Genomic DNA, 20,363 nt, shown 5'->3' with positions numbered 1-20,363 from the left:
CTTCGAGGGGATATCCGCAAGCCGCGTGCCAAGACCTCAAGCAATCGTAAACAACCAAAAATTCATAAACATATTCAATTTGTTAGATTGACTGTGGCGCCATATCGGGCGCATTTCGAATGCGCCTCTCTCGCCAACAATTTGTCGACAATGTCGACGGTCTTTTTTTGCTTGGCGATTGGGATGCGAGAGGAGTCCTAGATGGGCTGTCCTAGCCATGGCGAAGGCACTGACAAAATGTCGACGAAAGTCGACAAGAGGCGGGGACTGGCCGCTCTGTCACAGCGTCGCGCTTACGTAGTCAATTGATTCTGCGCGTCTATTTCAAAACTCCAGGCCTTGGCACAGCTGTTGCGAAGCGCCGATCCATGCAACAACTGGGGTGCGATATGGATAAAGACAAAGTGGCAGGCGGTCGAAGCGGATGTTCGTGCGGGGGGCACGACGATCAAGCCGCGCATGACATTGCGACATCGGGTCAAGCCAGCGCCCTTGAGCGAGCGACTGAGCGCGCACTTTTCAGAGCTGTGTTTCCCAATCCGCTGGAGCGGCGCAACTTCCTGAAAGCTGTCGGCGCGACGACAGCTGCGGCCGCACTCAATCATCTCTTTCCGGTCAAGGCAGCGGCCGAAGCGCTGGAGGAAACCGGCAAGCCAGAAAAGACCGACCTCAAGATCGGATTTCTTCCGATCACCTGCGCGACGCCGATCATCATGGCGGCGCCGATGGGCTATTACACCAAACAGAAGCTCAACGTGCAGCTCATGAAGACGCCGGGTTGGGCCATCGTCCGCGACAAGACGATCAACGGCGAATATGACGCAGCGCATATGCTGGCGCCGATGCCGCTCGCGATCTCACTCGGACTCGGATCGACGAAAGCGCCGTTCGTTTCGCCCGCAATCGAGAACATCAATGGTCAGGCCATTTGTTTGGCCAACAAGCACAAGAACAATCGCGATCCGAAGAACTGGAAAGGCTTCAAGTTCGCAATACCCTACGATTTCTCAAATCATAACTATCTGCTGCGCTACTATCTGGCGGAGCACGGCATTGATCCCGATACCGACGTGCAGCTTCGTTTGGTGCCGCCGCCGGAGATGGTCGCCAACCTGCGCGCCAACAACATCGACGGTTTCTTGGCACCCGACAACCTCGTCCAGCGCGCCGTATACGACGGCGTCGGCTTCATTCACATTCTCTCCAAAGAGATTTGGGACGGTCACCCTTGCTGCAGCTTCTCGCTGTCGCGCAAGATGATCGCTGAGACGCCGAACACGTCCGCGGCGTTGCTGCGCGCCATCATGGAGGCGACGGCCTATGCGCAGAAGGCGGAAAATCGCAAGGAGATCGCCGCGGCCATCGCACCAACGAACTATTTAAATCAGCCGCTGACTGTGGTCGAGCAGGTGTTGACTGGGACTTACGCTGATGGTCTAGGCGGCGTTAAAAAGGACCCGGCTCGCATCGCATTCGATCCGTTCCCTTACGAAAGCTTCGCCGTCTGGACGCTGACGCAGATGAAGCGCTGGGGCCAGATCAAGGGCGACGTTGACTATCAATCGGTCGCGCGCGAGGTCTACCTTGTGACGGACGCGGCGAAGGCCATGAAACAAGCAGGTTTGACGCCGCCACAAGCGACGACAAAGACGTTCAGTGTTATGGGCAAGCTATTCGATCCCGCCAAACCGGACGAATATCTGAAGTCCTTTGCAATAAGTCGCGCCGGGTGACACGCTCGATCCGCGATCTTTCGGCACTGGACGCCCGCGCCGCATCGTCGGCGCGGGCGATTTCGCGTTATGAAAGGTCCGGAGATGCAATCGAAAGCGTTATGACGGCGAGCGAGAAGAAATCACAACGCGAGAGCAGCAATTTCTGGCGGGCTCAGGAGCTTTATCTGATTCAGGAAGTCGCGAACCTGATCGGGAAGGGGCTCTACTTCGATCAGGTTGCGCGCGGGGTGCTGCACCTGCTTTCGGAGATGCTTGGGCTGAACCGCGGCCGCATCGTGCTGAAGTCGCCTGACGAAGACATCTACCGCATCGCTTATTACTACGGGTTGACGTCCGCAGAAGCTGCGCGCGGCCGATATGCACTCGGCGAAGGCGTCACAGGTTACGTCATTCAGACCGGCCAACTCATTATCGTCCAGGATATCGATAAAGACCCAAGCTTTCTTGGCCGCGCGGTCGAACGCAGCAAGTTGCCGGAAGGCGTCGTCTCGTTCTTTGCCTGCCCGATCCGCGTCGAAGACCGCACCGTCGGTGCGCTGGCCTGTCACAGGATACGCCATAGGGATCGCCCGCTGCAGGACGATGTTCGCATTCTCAAAATTCTCTCTGCGATCCTCGGTCAATTTCTAACGCTCAACGATCGCATTGATCGGCGGATGCGGGCCATCGAGGCGCGCGATGCAGCGTCGGCACCGGCCGGCGACAAGGCAACACAATACGGCATTGTCGGACGCTCGCCGGCCCTGCTGCGTGCGATCTCGCAGATCGAGCAGGTCGCGGACGCCACCGCGAGCGTTTTGCTGCTTGGCGAGTCGGGAACCGGAAAAGAGCTTTTCGCCCACGCGCTGCACGTCGCCGGGCCGCGAAAAGACAAGCCGTTTATCAAAGTCAATTGCGCAGCCATTCCCGAAACGCTGTTTGAATCGGAGCTTTTTGGGCACGAGCGCGGCGCCTTTACCGGCGCGAGCGAAGCCCGCATGGGTTGGTTCGAGCAAGCCAACGGCGGCACGATCTTTCTCGATGAGATCGGCGAGATGCCGCTGCTCATGCAGACTAAGTTGCTGCGTACGCTGCAAGAGGGGACAGTCGTCCGCTTGGGCGGTAAGCGGGAGATCAAGGTCAACATGCGTGTGGTGGCGGCCACCAATCGCGATCTTGCCGGAGCGGTCGAGAGCGGCGACTTTCGCGAGGACCTTTACTACCGTCTCAACGTCATTCCCATTCTTCTACCGTCGCTGGCGCAGCGCCAGAGCGATATTCCCGAACTCGTCCGTCATTTTTTGAGCCGCGCGAACGTTGCGAACAAGCGGGAGGTCGCGTTGACGGCCGACGCGATGCACTATCTCGTCGAACAGCCATGGCCGGGAAATGTCCGTCAACTGTCGAACTTCATCGAACGTCTGGTTCTTCTCGCGAGCGCACCGGTTCTCGGACGTGTCGAGGTTTCCGCCTTGCTGACCGATCGCGTCTTCGATATCAGTCCGCCGAGCGAGCACCATCAGACGCGGCAACCGATGTCATCCGTGATGCCTGTTCGCCCCTATCTTCCGGCGGCGTCGCACGGACCCGACGATCTTAAGCGTGCTCTAGAATTTTCCGGCGGCAACAAATCGCGAGCCGCGCAACGGCTCGGTTTGACGGAGCGGCAGTTCTCGTATCGGCTTCGCAAGTTCAAGGCCGAAGGTACGAAATTCTAAGTCGACAAACTTTGACATTGTCGACACTTTGTCTTGCGTACAATGCCGGCCATCGCGAAAAGCTCACTGATAAGCGCCTGAATTCAAGCGTTACGAGCTGCCGCCGTTTCTGCCAAAATTGGCACATCGATTGCAACCTCCCTCTCTCAGGCGACGGATGAACCGGGGGGTACAGCATGAACGCCATCACAGAGATCACCGCTCTCGATAGCCGAGAGTCGGTTGACCGCCCGCTACTGCCTCTCGGCAACGAGCGGATAATCGACACTGCCGCCAGACACAAATCGAAGCATGGAATCTGGACGCGGAGTCGATCATTGAAACGAGCTACCGAACTTCTTTGCATTGCTGTTGTCGCAGGAGTGTGTGTCGCTGCGGCTACCCCCTCTCAGGCGGCTGACCTTGGCGGTGATTGCTGCGCGGATTTGGAAGAGCGCGTTGCCGAGCTTGAAGCAACGACGGCGCGCAAAGGCAATCGCAAGGTCTCACTGACGATCTCGGGCTACGTGGCTCAAGAGATGACCTGGTGGGACGATGGCGCTGAAAGCAACGTCTACCTGCATGGCCTCGGCCCGACGCAGGCCACGCATGTGATCTTCAACGGCAAGGCCCAGATCCTGCCCGGATGGACCGCCGGCTACCTGCTGCGCATCCAGAACCTCGCTGATAATCCGTTTGGACGCAACGCCTCGACCGGCGCGGCGATGAACCAGAATTCGGCGGACTTCAACCAAGGCCTCAATGTCCAGATGTCGTTCTGGTATTTGAAGAGCGAGCAGCTCGGCAGCTTGAGCGTCGGCCGTCAGGCGAACGCCTCCAAAAGTGCGGCCATGTTCACGGACAAATCCGGCACGCAGGTCATCGACAACTACACGTTCTTCGACGGCTTTCCGCAGTTCAAGCTGCGCCAGAAGGGCGGCGGCTATGCACCAGGCAATATGACTTGGGGGCAGCTGTCTTATTGTTATTCGCAGGATGCGCCGATCGGCGGCGATTGCGACGGCATCGTGATGAACGCGGTGCGCTATGATTCACCCGTGTTTGGCGGCTTCTCAGTCTCGGCGAGTTGGGGCGAAGACGACGACTGGGAGCTTGCGGCGCGCTATGCTGGCAAGTGGAACGACTTCAAGGTCAACCTTGGCGTCGGCTATTCTGAGAACTCTGATGAGCGCATCAGCGGCACGGCCGTGCTGACCTCGAAGGACAGTCAATACTTCCAGGCCGGTGGCTACATCGAGCATATGCCGACGGGTCTGTTCTTCCACGGCGCGTACGGCCGTGAAGACAACAACGACGCCAAGCTTGTGAACGGTGCGACCGCACCCGACAGCCATCACTGGTACATCAAGTCGGGTATCCGCCGGAACTGGACGCCGCTGGGTGCGACGATCGTCTATGGCGATTATGCCGAATACGATGACCAGCTTGGACCGGCTGCGCTGGCGCTTGGCGCGACGGGGAGTTCGTTCCAGCGTTACGGCGGTGGCATAGCCCAGGAGATCGACGCAGCAGCGATGACGGTCTACGTCAAATATCAGCACTACGATGCGGATGTGTCGGGCGTGTCCAGTCTATCCGACCTCGAAGGCCTCGACCTCGTCAGCTTTGGTGGGCTGATCAATTTTTGATCGAAGCTTCCTTCCGCAACTTCGGCGGAATGCCAGCGACCAGCTAAATCCCGGGCTGCTCGCTGGCGCTTGATGAACTCCAGGCTATCAGATCATCGCCGTATGCGCGATCTTTCACTCGGATAAGTGCAGCTCAGTTTGCCTTCACGACCTCGGGCGGGCTCCAACTCCCATCCAGAATCGAAGGGCTCGTTTCCTTAGGCCAATACATCCGCAGCATCGGCAGGAATGCACCTTTCGGAGCCGGGAGCCAATTGGACTCCTTATCGGCGCCCGGCGATTCATTCTGGAAGTAAAGCGTAACGGAGCCGTCGGGATTGGCTTTCAAATCGTTGCGCGGACTGACCGTAAATTTGTTCAGTGCATTCGGTACGAACCACCACCCCTGGTCGATTTGGTACATCGTGATCGACCAGAAACCGTTGACCGGCGGCTCCTGGCCCTTTGCAAACGTCAGCGTATATTTGTCCGCGCCGCTGAGCGGCTGCCCGGCGTTGTCGACTTCCGTATAAGGATAGACTGCGTCAGCCTGCAAATTGGCCGGCCATCCAAAAGCCGCGACGAGCGCGCGCTTCATGTAGTCGGTGCCGTATTCACCAAGACCCTTGGTGAAGATCCATCTCTTGACCTCCACTCCCATCGCAGCCTTGTTCGCTCCGATTTTATCGAGCGCCTGCTGCGGCAACGCTTTCAACGCTGCCTGAACATCAGGATCGAGATGAGCCAAGCTGAATGTCTTGCACGGTTCAATGCCGATTTTCGCCATCTCTGCGAGGATAGGTGCGTCCTCAGTCGCCGGGGGCGCATCCTTGCACATCAATCGCGCCATCATATTGAAGTAGCCTTCGGTTCCAAGGCCAAGAATGACGTCCTGTGGTTTGTCGGTCATGGAGAAACCCGGATTGGGATCCACCGGCGGGGCCACATACGTGTAATCAGCGCCGACCGCCGAGAGCGGCCGGAGGTCGTACTCAGCCTGCAGAGCATTCACGGCTTTGTAGTCGGCCTCGCTTCCGTGCGTACGTCCGTCCGAGAATCAGCATGTAACGCGTGGGAGATTTGATCTCCGTCATGCCGGACGGCACCTCGCCTTTCCATCCCGGGCCGGTCAGCAGGAATTTCTCTGCTGCGCCGCCCGTCGTGCGGGTGCCAGGAGAATGGATCACAGGCATCCAAAGACTATACATGGGAAACAGATAGTATCGCTTCCCCATATCCGGATGAGAGAAAACGGTCGGACCTTTTTCCAAATCTATCCAAGCGAGCGAATAAAGCGTATCGGCATTCGGCGCTGATACGCCGCGATAGTCCGCAGGCGGATAACGCGGAATATTAACAAACTTGCCCATTGGCCCCCGCGTGCCGTCGGGCTTGTCGACGTTCGTCATTTGAACGCGCGTAACTTCAGTAGTGATGAGAGAATAACCATAGATATAGGCATCCATCGCAATCGCTTTGGATTCGTCCACCGTCAAGGCGTGAGCGGCGCATGAAAAAAAGCGGCACTCATGTGAGCCGCCGACGCAATTTTAAATTGCTTTTTTATTACCACGCTGTCTCTCCATTTCACATTTTTGCGAGAGAATACGATGCAGGCGGAGGAATAATTCGCTTTATGCGCCAGACGGTGTAAAATAGCCAAGGTTCGCTTGTTCGTATCGCTGCTCGCATGATCTCAAGCTTTCCCTTGGTGCGCGCGTCCGATATCGCGCCTTTCGTTCGATGGGTTCAAAAAAACGGACGGTCGCTCGACGACGTGCTCGCGTGGGGAGGGCTATCGGCCCCGCCTTGGGACGCGACCGCCCGCCCGATTTCCCTGATCAAAGCTCTTTCAGTGATGCGGATGCTGTCCCTGCAGGAAGGACCCGAAATCGCGACGCGCGTAGTGACAGACACGAGCATTCTCGATCTCGGAGAGCTGGGTCAACTCATGCTTGGCGGCAGGACGCCGCGCGAGGCACTCACTCTTGTCTGTGAAGCGATACCCCGTCATTGTACACACGAATTTCTATCGATCACGCCGGCCGCCGCAGGCGCGTTCATTCGTGAGGAACTCACTCTCGATGTGGACGATGTCACGCGGCACACTGTACAACAATACGTGGCCGCACTGATCCGTTCGCTCTGTAAAATGACGGGTTACGCAGGCGAGCCACTCGGCAAGATAGAACTCACGCCGCATCCGGAATTCGGCTTGTCACATCTTAACGGGCGCCTCGGACCACAGCCGACGCCGAGCGACACGAACGCGCTCACAGTCTTTATATCCGATGATGCTCTGGATCGGCCGTTCCCGAGTTCCATCCGGAAGTTCGGAGGCGATTGGCCCAGAGATCATTGGGATCCGCTCGACAGTGCAAACAGTTTCGCGTGTACGGCGCGTGCATTCATCGATTTCATGCTCGATGATGGCGAGCCGACCGTTGAGCGGTTTGCCGAGGCGAGTGGCTTCAGCGTGCGAACATCGCAGCGGCGACTTGCGGCCGAAGGCACGAGCTTTTCGGATCTTCTGGATGAAGCGCGAAGGGCCCGCGCGCTCGTTGCGTTGAGCGGCACTTCGAAATCGATCACGCACGTTGCCGCGGATCTGGGTTATTCCGGGCAGCCCTCTTTCGTCCGCGCCGTCCGCCGGTGGACGGGCGTATCGCCGCGACGGTATCGGAACGGCGCCGTTTGAGCAGAACGGCCCGGCGCAAATTTCTATGCAATCAACGGTCCGTCGTCCGACCATGTCGCGACCCTAGTTCCGGCCCTGAGCACTTGCGGGCAGTTGACCGCGCGCGGAAATCGTGTACCCGAGACAGTCTTCTTGGTGGACACGGGCATGCACGCAGGGCCGAAACGACTTTCCATCTTGGTCATAGATGAAAACCGTCTGCGCGCCTCGGTCATCGAAGCGGGCCTGCGGGAAGCCGGCTATGATCACCTCACCGTCGTCCACGACGTCGCGGGAATTGCGCGCCGTATTTCCGAGATTGAGCCGGACGTCATCGTTATCGATCTCGAAAATCCCAACCGCGATATGCTCGAGAACATGTTCCAACTTTCTCGTGCCGTGAACCGCCCCATCGCGATGTTTGTCGACCGTTCGGACAGTGCATCGATCGAGGCGGCGGTCGAAGCGGGGGTATCGGCTTACGTCGTTGACGGACTGAAGCAGGAGCGCGTCAAGCCGATCCTCGAGATGGCGATCAGTCGCTTTAACGCCTTCTCGCGCATGACCCGGGAACTTGAAGAGGCGCGTTCGGAGCTTGAAAACCGCAAGCTCATCGACCGGGCGAAGGGCATTCTCATGACTACGCGCGGTCTCTCCGAGCCCCAGGCTTACGCCTTGCTACGCAAGACTGCGATGAACCAAAATAGAAAGCTCTCCGAAATCGCCGAAAGCTTGATAACGGCAGCCGGGCTTCTCGCCCCACCCGACGAGGAGGAGTGACGATGGCGAGCCTTTACCAGATCACTGCCGGGTTCATGCCGCTCCTCGACAGCGCGGTTCTCGTGACCACAAAGGAAATGGGTTTTGCCGAGGCCGAGGAAATCGACCTGACGCTCGTGCGCGAGATGTCGTGGGCCAATATTCGCGATCGGCTGGCGGTAGGGCATTTCCAGGTCGCCCACATGTTGGCGCCGATGCCGATTGCCTGCAATCTTGGCCTGACACCGCTGGCTGTTCCAACCATCGTTCCGATGGCGCTCGGTCTGGGCGGCAACGCCGTTACCGTGTCGAATGCCCTGTGGGACGCGATGGCAGACAACGGCGCAAAGGCCGACTTCGATCCTGCGACGAACGGCAAGGCTCTAAAGGACGTCGTTCGTACGCGCACGGCCCAAAACAAGATGCCGTTGCGGTTCGCTGTCGTCCATCCACACTCAGGGCATAACTACGAGCTTCGCTATTGGCTGGCCGCCTGCGGCATTGACCCATCGCGCGATATCGAGATTGTCATCGTGCCCCCGCCGTTGATGGTGGACGCTCTCGCGAGCGGCACGATTGACGGCTATTGCGTCGGCGAGCCGTGGAATTCTGCCGCGGCTCTCCTGGGGCACGGCCATATAGCGACCGTGAAGGCCGCCATTTGGCGGTCGAGCCCCGAGAAAGTTCTCGCCGCCGGCGCGCACTGGGCGCAAGAGAATCCTGAAGCGCTGTCCGCCTTGTTGCGCGCGTTGAATAACGCCGCCCAATGGTGCGCCGACGCGCACAATCGTAATGATCTGGCACGCATTCTGGCCGAGCGGACGTATGTCGCTCAGCCTGTCGAATGGATGCTGCCTGCGCTGCAGGGCCAGTTGCCCGTCGGCAATGAACACGCCGTCGCCGTCTCCGACTTCTTTGTACCGTTTGCCAAAGCAGCGACGTTCCCATGGAAGAGTCATGCGCTCTGGTTTTATTCGCAGATGGTTCGTTGGGGGCAGGTGCAGCACAGCGCGGAGAACGCAAAAATTGCGCGCGAAACGTATCGGCCGGATCTTTATCGTGCCGCGCTGAAGCCGTCAGGCATTGCGCTCCCGGTGGCGAACGCGAAGGTCGAAGGGGCGCTGACGGCGCCCACTCCCGTCGGTTCATCCGGCGCGAGCCTGGTGCTCGGGCCGGACGGGTTCTTCGACGGCGGCTTGTTCGATCCCGACAAGCTCGACGCCTACATCACAAGCCAGAAGCGGTGACGATCCCCCGACCTGCGTCAAACGTGCACTGCACAAAATTTGCGCCGACGGGTCGTGAAATTGCTAAATGTTTGGACTTGCGAAGCGTTCGCTACTGCCGCAATCCTGGCAGGGACTCGAGTTGAAGGTTTGTAATTTCAGCTCGCCTAAGCTGCGTGATTTCCGCGCTTAGGGTTTCGTCCGCGTCCAATGACGGGCGCTCAATAGGCAAAGCTGCCGTTCAAGCCTTCCTACCCTCTTTGCCGAGGGTGTGAGCGCTTGGCCGGCAGCTTTTTTGTTTTTGGCGCCACGACCGGGAGCAATCGATGCGCACACAGGAAAGTTCGGGATTATCGCTGTCCACGGCTGAAGGGCGCGCCCTTTGGATTTCGACGATCGCTTTCACGGCCTGCTTCGCAGTCTGGACGATCTTCGCGATCATCGGCATTCGCATCAAGGCGCAGCTCGGATTGAATGAAACCGAGTTCGGTCTACTGGCGGGAACGCCCATTCTGACGGGCTCGCTCGCCCGCATCTTCCTCGGCATCTGGACCGACCGCTACGGCGGACGGGTCGTGTTCACGCTCAACATGATCGCTGCAAGCATCGCGACGGCGCTTCTCGTTTTCGCGCACACCTATACGCAAATGCTTGTTGCGGCGCTTGGAGTAGGTCTCGCGGGCGGCTCATTTGCGGTCGGTATTGCCTATGTCTCGCGCTTCTATCAATCCGGACAGCAGGGCACCGCACTCGGTATCTTCGGCGCCGGCAACGTCGGTGCGGCCGTCACCAAATTTCTTGCCCCGTTCGCACTCGTTGCCTGGGGCTGGCATGCCGTCGCGCTGATCTGGGCGGCTGTACTGGCGGTGATGGCCATCGTCTTCTGGTTTACGACGACCGACGACCCGGTCACCGCTGAGCGCCGCCGCACAGGCGAAGCGCCAAAGGCGTACGCAATGGAACTCGCGCCGCTGAAGGATATCCGCGTTTGGCGGTTTTCCTTCTACTACTTCTTCACGTTCGGCGCTTTCGTCGCCCTCGCACTCTGGCTGCCGCGTTACCTGATCGGCGTCTATGGTTTCGACATCGAAACCGCTGGCATGATCGCTGCCTCCTATTCGATTCCGGCGAGCATATTCCGCGCTTACGGCGGCGTGCTGTCGGATCGCATCGGCGCCCGCGCTGTCCTGTACTGGTGCTTCGGCGTCTCCGCCATCGCGACGCTAGCTCTGTCGCTGCCACCGACCGATTACGTCATGCACGGCACGCACGGACCGATCTCTGCGCACTTCGAGATCAGCCCCTTAATATTCGTCGGAATCGCGATGGTGCTCGGGTTCTTCATGAGCATCGGCAAGGCCGCCGTCTATAAGCACGTCGCGACGTACTACCCGGACAACGTCGGCTCTGTCGGCGGCCTCGTCGGCATGATCGGCGGCCTGGGAGGTTTCGTTCTGCCAATCGCCTTCGGCTTTCTCAATCAGGTGACGGGCCTTTGGACGAGCTGCTTCATGCTGCTGTTCGTCATCGTCGTCGCTCTGTTCGTCTGGATGCACCTTTCGATCCGAAGCATGGAGCGCGATGACGCCTCCCCGAAATCCGCAACCAATACCGACAGCGCCCTGGCCCAAATCGCCGGCCAGGCATGAGAGCGGGAACAACAGTCATGACGGAAAAACTCGTCATAATCGGCAATGGCATGGCGCCTGGGCGGATGCTTGAGCATCTGTTCGAGACATCACCCGGCCGCTTCGCCGTCACGATTTTTAACGCCGAGCCGCGCGTCAATTACGATCGCATCATGCTCTCTCCCATTCTGTCCGGCGAGAAGAGCTATGAGCAGATCATCATTCACGGCGACGGCTGGTACATCAAAAACGGCATCACGCTCTATAAGGGCCACAAGATCGTCGCTATCGATCGCGACGCCAAAACCGTGACGTCCGATCACGGCGTCGTCGAAACTTATGACAAGCTCGTCATCGCGACAGGATCGGTGCCGTTCATTCTGCCGGTGACGGGTAACAATCTGCCGGGCGTCTTGAGCTATCGTGATTTGGATGACGTAAACGCCATGCTGCTTGCGGCGCAGTCGCGGGCCAAGGCGGTCGTTATCGGCGGCGGCCTCTTGGGATTGGAAGCTGCGGCAGGTCTTGAAGCACAGGGCATGGACGTCACTGTCCTGCATTTAATGCCGACGCTGATGGAGCGCCAGCTCGATCCCGCGGCAGGTTATCTCTTGCAGCGCGCGATTGAAGATCGCGGCATCAAGGTCATCTGCAAGGCCAACACGAAAGCCATTCTCGGCGACAGACGTGTCGAAGGTGTCGAGCTTGCTGATGGTCGTATCATTCCAGCGACGCTCGTCGTCATGGCGGCCGGTATCAAGCCGAATGCCGGGCTCGCAAAAGAGGCTGGTCTGGCCACCAATCGCGGCGTTCTCGTCAACGCCGGCATGCAGACATCCGATCCTGATATTTATGCTGTCGGCGAGTGCGCCGAAGTCGGTGGGCACGTTTACGGCCTCGTCGCACCGCTTTACGAAATGGCGCGCGTGGCAGCGGCCCACCTCGCAGACGAAAAAAGCACGGCGGCGTTCGTCCACAACGACACGCCGACGAAGCTCAAAGTCACCGGTATCGAGCTTTTCTCGCTCGGTGACTTTGCTGACGGAGAAGACCGGCACGAGATCGTCCTGCGCGATGCCTCGGCCGGTGTCTACAAGCGCATCATTCTGAAGGATAACCGCATCATCGGTACTGTCCTTTATGGGGAAACTGCCGATGGCGCGTGGTTCAACGACCTGAAGAAGAAGCAGGTCGATATCTCCGACATGCGCGACACCTTGATCTTCGGCCAGGCCTATCAGGGAGGAACGCCCCTCGACCCTATGGCGGCCGTTGCAGCCTTGCCCGATGACGCAGAAATCTGCGGCTGCAACGGCGTATGCAAAGGCAAGATCGTCGGTGCCATTCAGGGGAAGGGCCTGACGTCGCTCGATGACGTCCGGGCTCACACCAAAGCTTCTGCCTCGTGCGGCTCGTGCACGGGCCTCGTTGAGCAACTCATGGCTCTGACGCTCGGGGATACCTACAACCCGACCGCCGTGCAACCGATGTGTGGATGTACAACCCTGGGCCATGACGATGTTCGCCGATTGATCAAGGCGAAAAGCCTCAAGAACATTTACGCCGTCATGCAGGAGCTTGAGTGGACGACGTCGTGCGGCTGCGCCAAGTGCCGCCCGGCGTTGAATTACTATCTCGTCTGCGACTGGCCCGGCGAATACGCCGACGACTATCAATCGCGTTTCATCAACGAGCGTGTGCACGCAAACATCCAGAAGAACGGCACGTATTCCGTCGTGCCGCGCATGTGGGGCGGCGTTACGAGTGCAAATGAGCTGCGGGCCATCGCGGACGTCGTCGACAAGTTCAACATTCCGACCGTGAAGGTGACCGGCGGCCAGCGCATCGACATGCTGGGCGTGAAGAAAGAAGACCTGCCCGCCGTCTGGGCCGATCTCGGCAAAGCGGGCTTCGTATCGGGTCACGCTTACGCGAAAGGTCTGCGAACCGTGAAGACGTGTGTCGGCACCGACTGGTGCCGCTTTGGCACGCAGGATTCGACCGGCTTCGGCATCCGCATCGAGAAATTCATGTGGGGCTCGTGGACGCCTGCGAAGGTCAAGATGGCAGTCTCAGGCTGTCCGCGAAACTGCGCCGAAGCAACCTGCAAGGACGTAGGTGTCATCTGTGTGGACTCCGGCTACGAGATTCATTTTGCAGGCGCGGCCGGTCTCGACATCAAGGGCACGGAACTTCTGGGTCTCGTCAAAACCGAGGACGAAGCCCTCGAAGTCATTGTTGGGCTCGTGCAGATGTACCGCGAGCAGGCGCGCTATCTCGAACGCATCTACAAATGGGCAAAGCGCGTCACCATCGACGAGATTCGTCGCCAGGTTCTCGATGATACCGAGAAGCGCCGCGGCTATTACGACCGCTTCGTCCATTCGCAGAAATTCGCACAGGTCGACCCGTGGTCGGAACGCGTTTCCGGCCTGCACAAGCATGAGTTCAAGCCGATGGCAACCGTCGGCATGGCAGACGCGGCGGAGTGATGGACATGAGCTGGGCATTGATAGGCAGCATCACCGATATTCCGCGACGCGGTGCGCGCTGTGTCGAGACGCCGCAAGGCAAGGTCGCGGTCTTCCGCACGGCGGAAGATCGCATCTTTGCAATCGAGGATCATTGTCCGCACAAGGGCGGGCCGCTGAGTCAGGGCATCGTCCACGGCGCCGCCGTAACATGCCCGCTTCACAACTGGGTCATCTCGCTCGAAACCGGCAAAGCGCTCGGCGCCGATGAAGGTAGCGTGCGGACGATCCCGGTCAAGGTCGAAGGCGACCAACTCTTTATTGCCTTGGCTTCCGAAGCCAAAGCCCATCGCGCGGCGTGAGGCAAATAGAGATGACCATGCCTCAGCCAACCAAGACGACGTGTCCGTACTGCGGTGTCGGCTGCGGTGTGCTCGCAGAGGCGTCGGCTGTTGGCGAGGTCACGGTGAGCGGCGATCCGGATCATCCGGCGAACTTTGGCAGGTTATGCTCGAAGGGTACGGCGCTTGGTGAAACCGTCGCTCTCGACGATCGCCTGCTATATCCCAAAGTCGGCGGTCAGCGCGTGAGCTGGAACGCGGCGCTCGATCTCGTCGCTTCTGGTTTTTCAAAGACGATCGCCGAGCACGGCCCCGACTCGGTCGGGTTTTACGTCTCCGGCCAGCTTCTCACCGAAGATTATTACGTCGCCAACAAACTGATGAAGGGCTTCATCGGCTCGGCGAATATCGACACGAATTCGCGGCTGTGCATGGCGTCGTCTGTTGCGGGGCACAAGCGCGCATTCGGCACCGATACCGTACCTGGCTGCTACGAGGATCTCGAATGCGCGGATCTCATCGTGCTCGTCGGCTCGAACCTCGCGTGGTGTCATCCGGTTCTCTATCAACGCATCGTCTCGGCAAAAGAAAAGCGGCCGAGCATGAAGATCGTGCTGATCGATCCGCGGCGAACGATGACCGCCGATCTCGCTGAGATGCATTTGACGATCAAGCCTGATGGCGACGTCGCGCTGTTCGTCGGCTTGCTCAATCATCTGGCTGATGTGGGCGCAATCGACGACGCCTTCGTTTCCGCACACACAACGGGGTTCGAAGGCACACTCAACACTGCGCAATCTGTCGATGCGCTGACCGTCGTTGAGCGAACCGGACTGTCGCACGCACGGCTTAAAGACTTCTTCGATCTCTTCGCGCGCACGGAAAAAGTGGTCACCGTCTTCAGCCAGGGTGTCAATCAGTCGTCCTGCGGCACCGACAAGGTCAACGCCATCATCAATTGTCACCTCGCGACGGGCCGCATTGGTAAGCCAGGCATGGGACCGTTTTCCATTACCGGCCAGCCAAACGCCATGGGCGGTCGCGAAGTTGGCGGTCTGGCAAACACGCTCGCCGCTCATATGGAATTCGACAGGGTAGGCGACGGCGACCGCGTCCAACGCTTCTGGCAATCTCCGGTGATCGCGGCAAGGGCCGGCCTCAAAGCCGTCGATATGTTCCGCGCCGTCGCCGATGGACGCATCAAGGCGATCTGGATCATGGCAACGAATCCCGCCGTTTCGATGCCAGACGCAGGCGACGTTGAAGAATCATTGCGCAACTGCCCGTTCGTTGTAGTCTCGGACGTCATCGCGAAGACAGACACCGTGCGCCATGCTCACGTCACGCTTCCCGCCGCAGCATGGGGAGAGAAAAGCGGCACCGTCACCAATTCCGAGCGGCGCATCTCGCGACAGCGCAGTTTCCTACCGCTACCCGGCGAAGCACAACCCGACTGGTGGATCATGTGCGAAGTCGCAAAGCGCATGGGATTCGGCGGCGCCTTCGCGTTCCAATCGCCGTCAGAGATTTTCGCTGAGCATGCGGCGCTCTCCGCATTCGAGAATAAAGGCACCCGCGATTTCGATATCGGCGCATTCAGCAATATTTCCGGGGACGATTTCGACGCACTCGAACCGTGTCAGTGGCCTCGCCGGATAGGCGAGAGTTCCCGCATCCGCTTCTTTGCGGACGGAAACTTTTTCACGCCTGATCGCAAGGCACGCTTCGTAAACACTAGGATCGGCAGCGGTCGGCGCGAACTTTCAGCTTTTCCTCTGACTCTCAATACCGGTCGCATTCGCGATCATTGGCATACGCTGACGCGCACCGGTAAAAGTCAACGCCTGTCGCAGCACTACGGTGAGCCATTCGCCGAAATCCATCCAGATGACGCAAAGCGTCACGGTATTGCAGATGCCGATCTCGTTCGCGTTTCGACGGGCTCTGCGGCCATCCTGGTGCGCGCGTTGATTTCGGCGCGACAGCAACCGGGCTCGATATTCGTTCCGATGCATTGGACAGACCAGTTCGCTTCGAAGGCACGGGTCGATACGCTCGTGCCTTCTATCGTTGACCCAATCTCGGGTCAGCCGGCTTCGAAGAACGTCGCCGTCCGTATCGAGCGCTTCGTCGCCGAAACATACGGCTTTGCGGTTCTTGCCCGCAAGCCCGAGTACATCGATGCGGAATACTGGGCACTTGCCAAGTGCAACGGCGGCTGGCGCATCGAGCTTGGCTTTGCGTCGGCGCGCGAAGATTGGGCCGTGTTCGCCAACGCGCTTTTCGGTTCGTCGTCCGACGCCGATACGATCGCCTTTCACGACCGCCAAAGCGCAAGCTACCGCTTCGCTTGCTATCGCGATGAAACGCTGTTGGGCGCTGTTTTCCTCGCTCCCGAGCCGGTGGCCGTGTCCCGCGATTGGGCTGTTGCACAACTCGCGGCGGCACATCAGCGCGCTGCTCGCTTTAGGATCATCGCTGGTCGTCCGGGCGCTGGCGGTGCCGATAAGGGCGCAACGGTCTGCTCGTGTTTCGGGGTCGGCGCCAACGACATCGCTGCTGCTGCGCGGCGCGGCTGCCGTACCGTGGCAGACATCGGCGAGACGTTACAGGCCGGAACAAATTGCGGCTCATGCCGTGCCGAAATCAAAACCATTATCGAAGCGCAGAACCTTCAGGCAGCGGAGTGAATCTTTGAAGCGAGCAAGCAAATATCTTTCTGTGATGCTGGCGTTTGGTGCGTTGCCGAGTTTCTCTACCCCGTCTCAGGCAGCCGACCTTGGCGGTGATTGCTGCGCGGATTTGGAAGAACGCGTTGCCGAGCTTGAAGCAACGACGGCGCGCAAAGGCAATCGCAAGGTCTCGCTGACGATCTCCGGCTACGTGGCTCAAGAGATGACGTGGTGGGATGATGGTGCTGAAAGCAACGTCTACCTGCATGGCCTCGGCCCGACGCAGGCCACGCATGTGATCTTCAACGGCAAGGCCCAGATCCTGCCCGGATGGACCGCCGGCTACCTGCTGCGCATCCAGAACCTCGCTGATAATCCGTTTGGACGCAACGCCTCGACCGGCGCGGCGATGAACCAGAATTCGGCGGACTTCAACCAAGGCCTCAATGTCCAGATGTCGTTCTGGTATTTGAAGAGCGAGCAGCTCGGCAGCTTGAGCGTCGGCCGTCAGGCGAACGCCTCCAAAAGTGCGGCCATGTTCACGGACAAATCCGGCACGCAGGTCATCGACAACTACACGTTCTTCGACGGCTTTCCGCAGTTCAAGCTGCGCCAGAAGGGCGGCGGCTATGCACCAGGCAATATGACTTGGGGGCAGCTGTCTTATTGCTATTCGCAGGATGCGCCGATCGGCGGCGATTGCGACGGCATCGTGATGAATGCGGTGCGCTATGATTCACCTGTGTTTGGCGGCTTCTCAGTCTCGGCGAGTTGGGGCGAAGACGACGACTGGGAGCTTGCGGCGCGCTATGCTGGCAAGTGGAACGACTTCAAGGTCAACCTTGGCGTCGGCTATTCTGAGAACTCTGATGAGCGCATCAGCGGCACGGCCGTGCTGACCTCGAAGGACAGTCAATACTTCCAAGCCGGCGGCTACATCGAGCATATGCCGACGGGTCTGTTCTTCCACGGCGCGTACGGCCGTGAAGACAACAACGACGCCAAGCTTGTGAACGGTGCGACCGCACCGGACAGCCATCACTGGTACATCAAGTCGGGTATTCGCCGGAACTGGACGCCGCTGGGTGCGACGATCGTCTATGGCGATTATGCCGAATACGATGACCAGCTTGGACCGTCTGCGCTGGCGCTTGGCGCGACGGGGAGTTCGTTCCAGCGTTACGGCGGTGGCATAGCCCAGGAGATCGACGCAGCAGCTATGACGGTCTACGTCAAATATCAGCACTACGATGCGGATGTGTCGGGCGTGTCCAGTCTATCCGACCTCGAAGGCCTCGACCTCGTCAGCTTTGGTGGATTGATCAATTTTTGAAGCCTGAAATTTGGATCGGCGATGGCTGAGGACTTCTCCATGCAATCAGATGCGACGACGTTTTCGCAGCCGGCCGCAAGTTCAGGGCAGTTGTCATTGCTCCGAATGTTCGGTTTGGCTTTAAAGGCCGCCGTGGCGCCGGTTGCCGCAATGCTGAAGGGTTCAGCAGCGAAGATCGGCTCGACAATAAAAGGCGACAAGCCGCGCGGTTGCGTTACGCTGGTCGGCGCGGGGCCCGGTGATCCCGAGCTTCTGACGATCAAGGCGTTGCGCGCCATAGAAGCAGCGGATGTCATTCTATTCGATGCGCTTGTCTCCGACGCCATACTCAAAATGGCATCGGGAAACGCCGAGCTGATTTGCGTTGGCAAGAGAGGTGGACGGCCGAGTTGCCGCCAAGACGACATCAATCGGCTGATGGTCGAATACGCCAGCGCGGGCAGTCATGTCGTTCGCCTGAAAGCCGGAGATCCCGCGATCTTCGGAAGGGCAGGAGAAGAAGTATCGTATCTCGCAGCACAAGGTCTGGAGGCACGAATCGTGCCCGGCATCACAGCGGCATCGGCGATGGCTTCCGCGTTCGGAATTTCGCTGACGCATCGCAATCACGCAAAATCAGTACGCTTCGTGACCGGGCATTCGAAAAACGGCGGCCTGCCGGAAGATCTCGATTGGCAAGCGATCGCCGATCCTTCGGCGACGACGGTTTTCTATATGGGCGCGCCTCTCGCCGCAGAAATTTCCGAGCGCCTCATCGCGCTCGGGATGTCAGAGGATACACCCGTTGGTGTGGCGTCTTCGCTCAGTCGTCAAAATCAGAAGGTTGCGAGCTGTCAGCTTAAAGAGCTTGAAAGTGTTGTTGCGACGTTCGATCGTTCGGAACCGCTTGTACTCGGAATCGGATCAGTATACGCGGGAACCGAAACCGTAGCCGCGCATTGCCTGCCGCAGAGTGGATACGCGGCTGTTTGAGCGTGCGCTTTGCGCTGCGGTTTTTTTGAGGGATATACCACCTGCAGAACGACCCACCCTGCGACGGAGACCCCTTTCAGCCTGCATGCGAAGGCGATCGAGACGCTGTTGGAGACCAGCCTCAGCCAAAAGCGGAGGTAATAGCAACCTACCGCACTCCGCAGTGCGCCCTTTCTAGTTCGTAAGGTGACCCGGGCTGCTCAATCGCACTAGTCGCATTGAGCGAAAATCCTACTCTTGGCCCGGCAGTTGGGGTCGCAGCCGCCGCGTTGGCGGATAATCTCATGCGGGAAGATGATGACTGCGAAGGGCGCGCTGCCTCGTCGGAGGAGGAGTTATCCCGCCGGGCAGTGCAACCGACCAATCGTATTGCGTCCGGACACTAGCAAATTTCGGAGTTGGCCCGGTGGATCGCCGTAGCTTTGTCCATATCGTGCTTCCGCAATAATGGCACAAGCATCGGGACGCGCTGACGGTAGTGATTATACTCGTCGCCAAAGAGTTCGCTCAAGTCTCGCTCCTCGAGTGCGATGCCCACCAGGATGTAGGCGGTTGCCCCCACGGCGAAAAGCAGATGCCCCGCTGTCATCAGCGGCGTTGCCCACATCGCGATGACAAAGCCGAGATAGAGGGGATGTCGGACAATTTTGTATAGCATGGGTGTCCTGAATTGAGGCTCCGCTTGACGTTGCCCCGTCAGATTGAGAAGGACTTGCCGCAAGCCAAACAACTCTAAATGGCTGATCAGGAACGTGCTGGCGAAGACGAGCAACCAGCCAAACAACGACAGCCCAAACAAGACTATCGCCAGAGTTGGTTCACTCATGTGCCATACAACGTGAGTAATCGGTCGCCACTGCCAGAACAGCAGAATGAGCGCCAAACTGGACAAGAGAACGTATGTGCTGCGCTCGACTACAGAAGGAATGAACTGCGTCAGCCATTTCTTGAACGGCTTCCTGGCCATCACACTATGTTGCACAGTGAACACCGAAAGGAGAAGAATGTTCACAATGAGTGCTTCACTGAGAGGCGCAGCTTGGCCGGTGTCGATCGTCTTTGGAACGCCAAAACCGCTAACGAAGCCGATAGTGTACAAGATTGTGCCAAGGAACGCGCAGTAAGATGCGAGTCCATAGGCGAAGGTAATTCCTCGACCCATTGAGATTCCTCCTCGTTTGGGGCAGGCCGAATTTGTCGGCCGAGTAGGCGCATAGCCGTCTCCTCGGAGACTGGTATAGTTG

General features: G+C 58.9%; 15 protein-coding genes. 12 read left to right on the top strand and 3 right to left on the bottom strand.

All coding sequences use genetic code 11. From position 1 onward, the window contains the following. Positions 1 to 389 precede the first annotated feature (389 nt). The 3 genes from ACLB1Z_RS18070 (at position 390) to ACLB1Z_RS18060 (ending at position 5,061) form a co-directional block, all read left to right on the top strand. Positions 390 to 1,733, top strand: a complete 1,344-nt coding sequence (locus ACLB1Z_RS18070; RefSeq protein WP_409561084.1) for a CmpA/NrtA family ABC transporter substrate-binding protein — start codon at positions 390 to 392, stop codon at positions 1,731 to 1,733. Positions 1,734 to 1,834: 101 nt separating this feature from the next. Next, positions 1,835 to 3,433 carry a sigma 54-interacting transcriptional regulator gene (locus ACLB1Z_RS18065; protein WP_409563307.1) on the top strand — a complete coding sequence of 533 codons (1,599 nt, stop codon included), beginning with the start codon at positions 1,835 to 1,837 and terminating at the stop codon, positions 3,431 to 3,433. A 317-nt stretch (positions 3,434 to 3,750) separates the two neighbouring features. Beyond that, the gene (locus ACLB1Z_RS18060; protein ID WP_409561083.1) at positions 3,751 to 5,061 is read left to right on the top strand and encodes a porin; all 1,311 of its coding nucleotides are present in this window, start codon (positions 3,751 to 3,753) and stop codon (positions 5,059 to 5,061) included. A gap of 133 nt (positions 5,062 to 5,194) precedes the next feature. On the opposite strand, the gene ACLB1Z_RS18055 is transcribed toward ACLB1Z_RS18060, so the two are convergent. Together ACLB1Z_RS18055 and ACLB1Z_RS18050 are read right to left on the bottom strand one after the other, a co-directional pair. Further along, positions 5,195 to 5,950 (bottom strand): DUF1214 domain-containing protein, encoded by a 756-nt coding sequence (locus tag ACLB1Z_RS18055; protein ID WP_409561082.1) that lies wholly within the window; start codon positions 5,948 to 5,950, stop codon positions 5,195 to 5,197. 82 nt (positions 5,951 to 6,032) lie between these two features. Continuing rightward, the gene (locus tag ACLB1Z_RS18050) at positions 6,033 to 6,530 is read right to left on the bottom strand and encodes a DUF1254 domain-containing protein (protein ID WP_409563306.1); all 498 of its coding nucleotides are present in this window, start codon (positions 6,528 to 6,530) and stop codon (positions 6,033 to 6,035) included. 200 nt (positions 6,531 to 6,730) lie between these two features. Here ACLB1Z_RS18050 and ACLB1Z_RS18045 point away from each other — a divergent pair, with 200 nt between their 5' ends. The 9 genes from ACLB1Z_RS18045 (at position 6,731) to cobA (ending at position 19,119) form a co-directional block, all read left to right on the top strand. Continuing rightward, positions 6,731 to 7,738: a helix-turn-helix transcriptional regulator gene (locus ACLB1Z_RS18045; RefSeq protein WP_409561081.1), complete on the top strand. Its 1,008-nt coding sequence runs from the start codon at positions 6,731 to 6,733 to the stop codon at positions 7,736 to 7,738. A 147-nt stretch (positions 7,739 to 7,885) separates the two neighbouring features. After that, the gene (locus tag ACLB1Z_RS18040) at positions 7,886 to 8,497 is read left to right on the top strand and encodes an ANTAR domain-containing response regulator (RefSeq protein WP_409561080.1); all 612 of its coding nucleotides are present in this window, start codon (positions 7,886 to 7,888) and stop codon (positions 8,495 to 8,497) included. Positions 8,498 to 8,499: 2 nt separating this feature from the next. Beyond that, complete coding sequence (locus tag ACLB1Z_RS18035) at positions 8,500 to 9,723, top strand: CmpA/NrtA family ABC transporter substrate-binding protein (protein ID WP_409561079.1); 1,224 nt, start codon at positions 8,500 to 8,502, stop codon at positions 9,721 to 9,723. Positions 9,724 to 10,028: 305 nt separating this feature from the next. Next, on the top strand, positions 10,029 to 11,351 hold the full coding sequence (locus ACLB1Z_RS18030) for an MFS transporter (RefSeq protein ID WP_409561078.1): 1,323 nt from the start codon (positions 10,029 to 10,031) through the stop codon (positions 11,349 to 11,351). A gap of 17 nt (positions 11,352 to 11,368) precedes the next feature. Beyond that, positions 11,369 to 13,822 (top strand): nitrite reductase large subunit NirB, encoded by a 2,454-nt coding sequence (gene nirB, locus ACLB1Z_RS18025; protein WP_409561077.1) that lies wholly within the window; start codon positions 11,369 to 11,371, stop codon positions 13,820 to 13,822. Then, positions 13,822 to 14,163 (top strand): nitrite reductase small subunit NirD, encoded by a 342-nt coding sequence (nirD, locus tag ACLB1Z_RS18020; RefSeq protein WP_409561076.1) that lies wholly within the window; start codon positions 13,822 to 13,824, stop codon positions 14,161 to 14,163. The genes nirB and nirD overlap by 1 nt, the downstream gene beginning before the upstream one ends. Before the next feature lie 11 nt (positions 14,164 to 14,174). Continuing rightward, the gene (locus tag ACLB1Z_RS18015) at positions 14,175 to 16,832 is read left to right on the top strand and encodes a molybdopterin-dependent oxidoreductase (RefSeq protein WP_409561075.1); all 2,658 of its coding nucleotides are present in this window, start codon (positions 14,175 to 14,177) and stop codon (positions 16,830 to 16,832) included. A 4-nt stretch (positions 16,833 to 16,836) separates the two neighbouring features. Next, positions 16,837 to 18,147: a porin gene (locus ACLB1Z_RS18010; RefSeq protein WP_409561074.1), complete on the top strand. Its 1,311-nt coding sequence runs from the start codon at positions 16,837 to 16,839 to the stop codon at positions 18,145 to 18,147. A 39-nt stretch (positions 18,148 to 18,186) separates the two neighbouring features. Further along, entirely contained in the window at positions 18,187 to 19,119 is a 933-nt protein-coding gene (gene cobA / locus ACLB1Z_RS18005; RefSeq protein ID WP_409561073.1) for a uroporphyrinogen-III C-methyltransferase, read from the top strand. A 382-nt stretch (positions 19,120 to 19,501) separates the two neighbouring features. On the opposite strand, the gene mddA is transcribed toward cobA, so the two are convergent. Then, on the bottom strand, positions 19,502 to 20,281 hold the full coding sequence (gene mddA / locus ACLB1Z_RS18000) for a methanethiol S-methyltransferase (protein WP_409561072.1): 780 nt from the start codon (positions 20,279 to 20,281) through the stop codon (positions 19,502 to 19,504). Positions 20,282 to 20,363: the final 82 nt, after the last annotated feature.

Source organism: Hyphomicrobium sp. MC8b (genome assembly GCF_905067615.1).
Lineage (GTDB): Bacteria > Pseudomonadota > Alphaproteobacteria > Rhizobiales > Hyphomicrobiaceae > Hyphomicrobium_B.
This window is presented reverse-complemented; position numbering and strand designations above follow the sequence as displayed.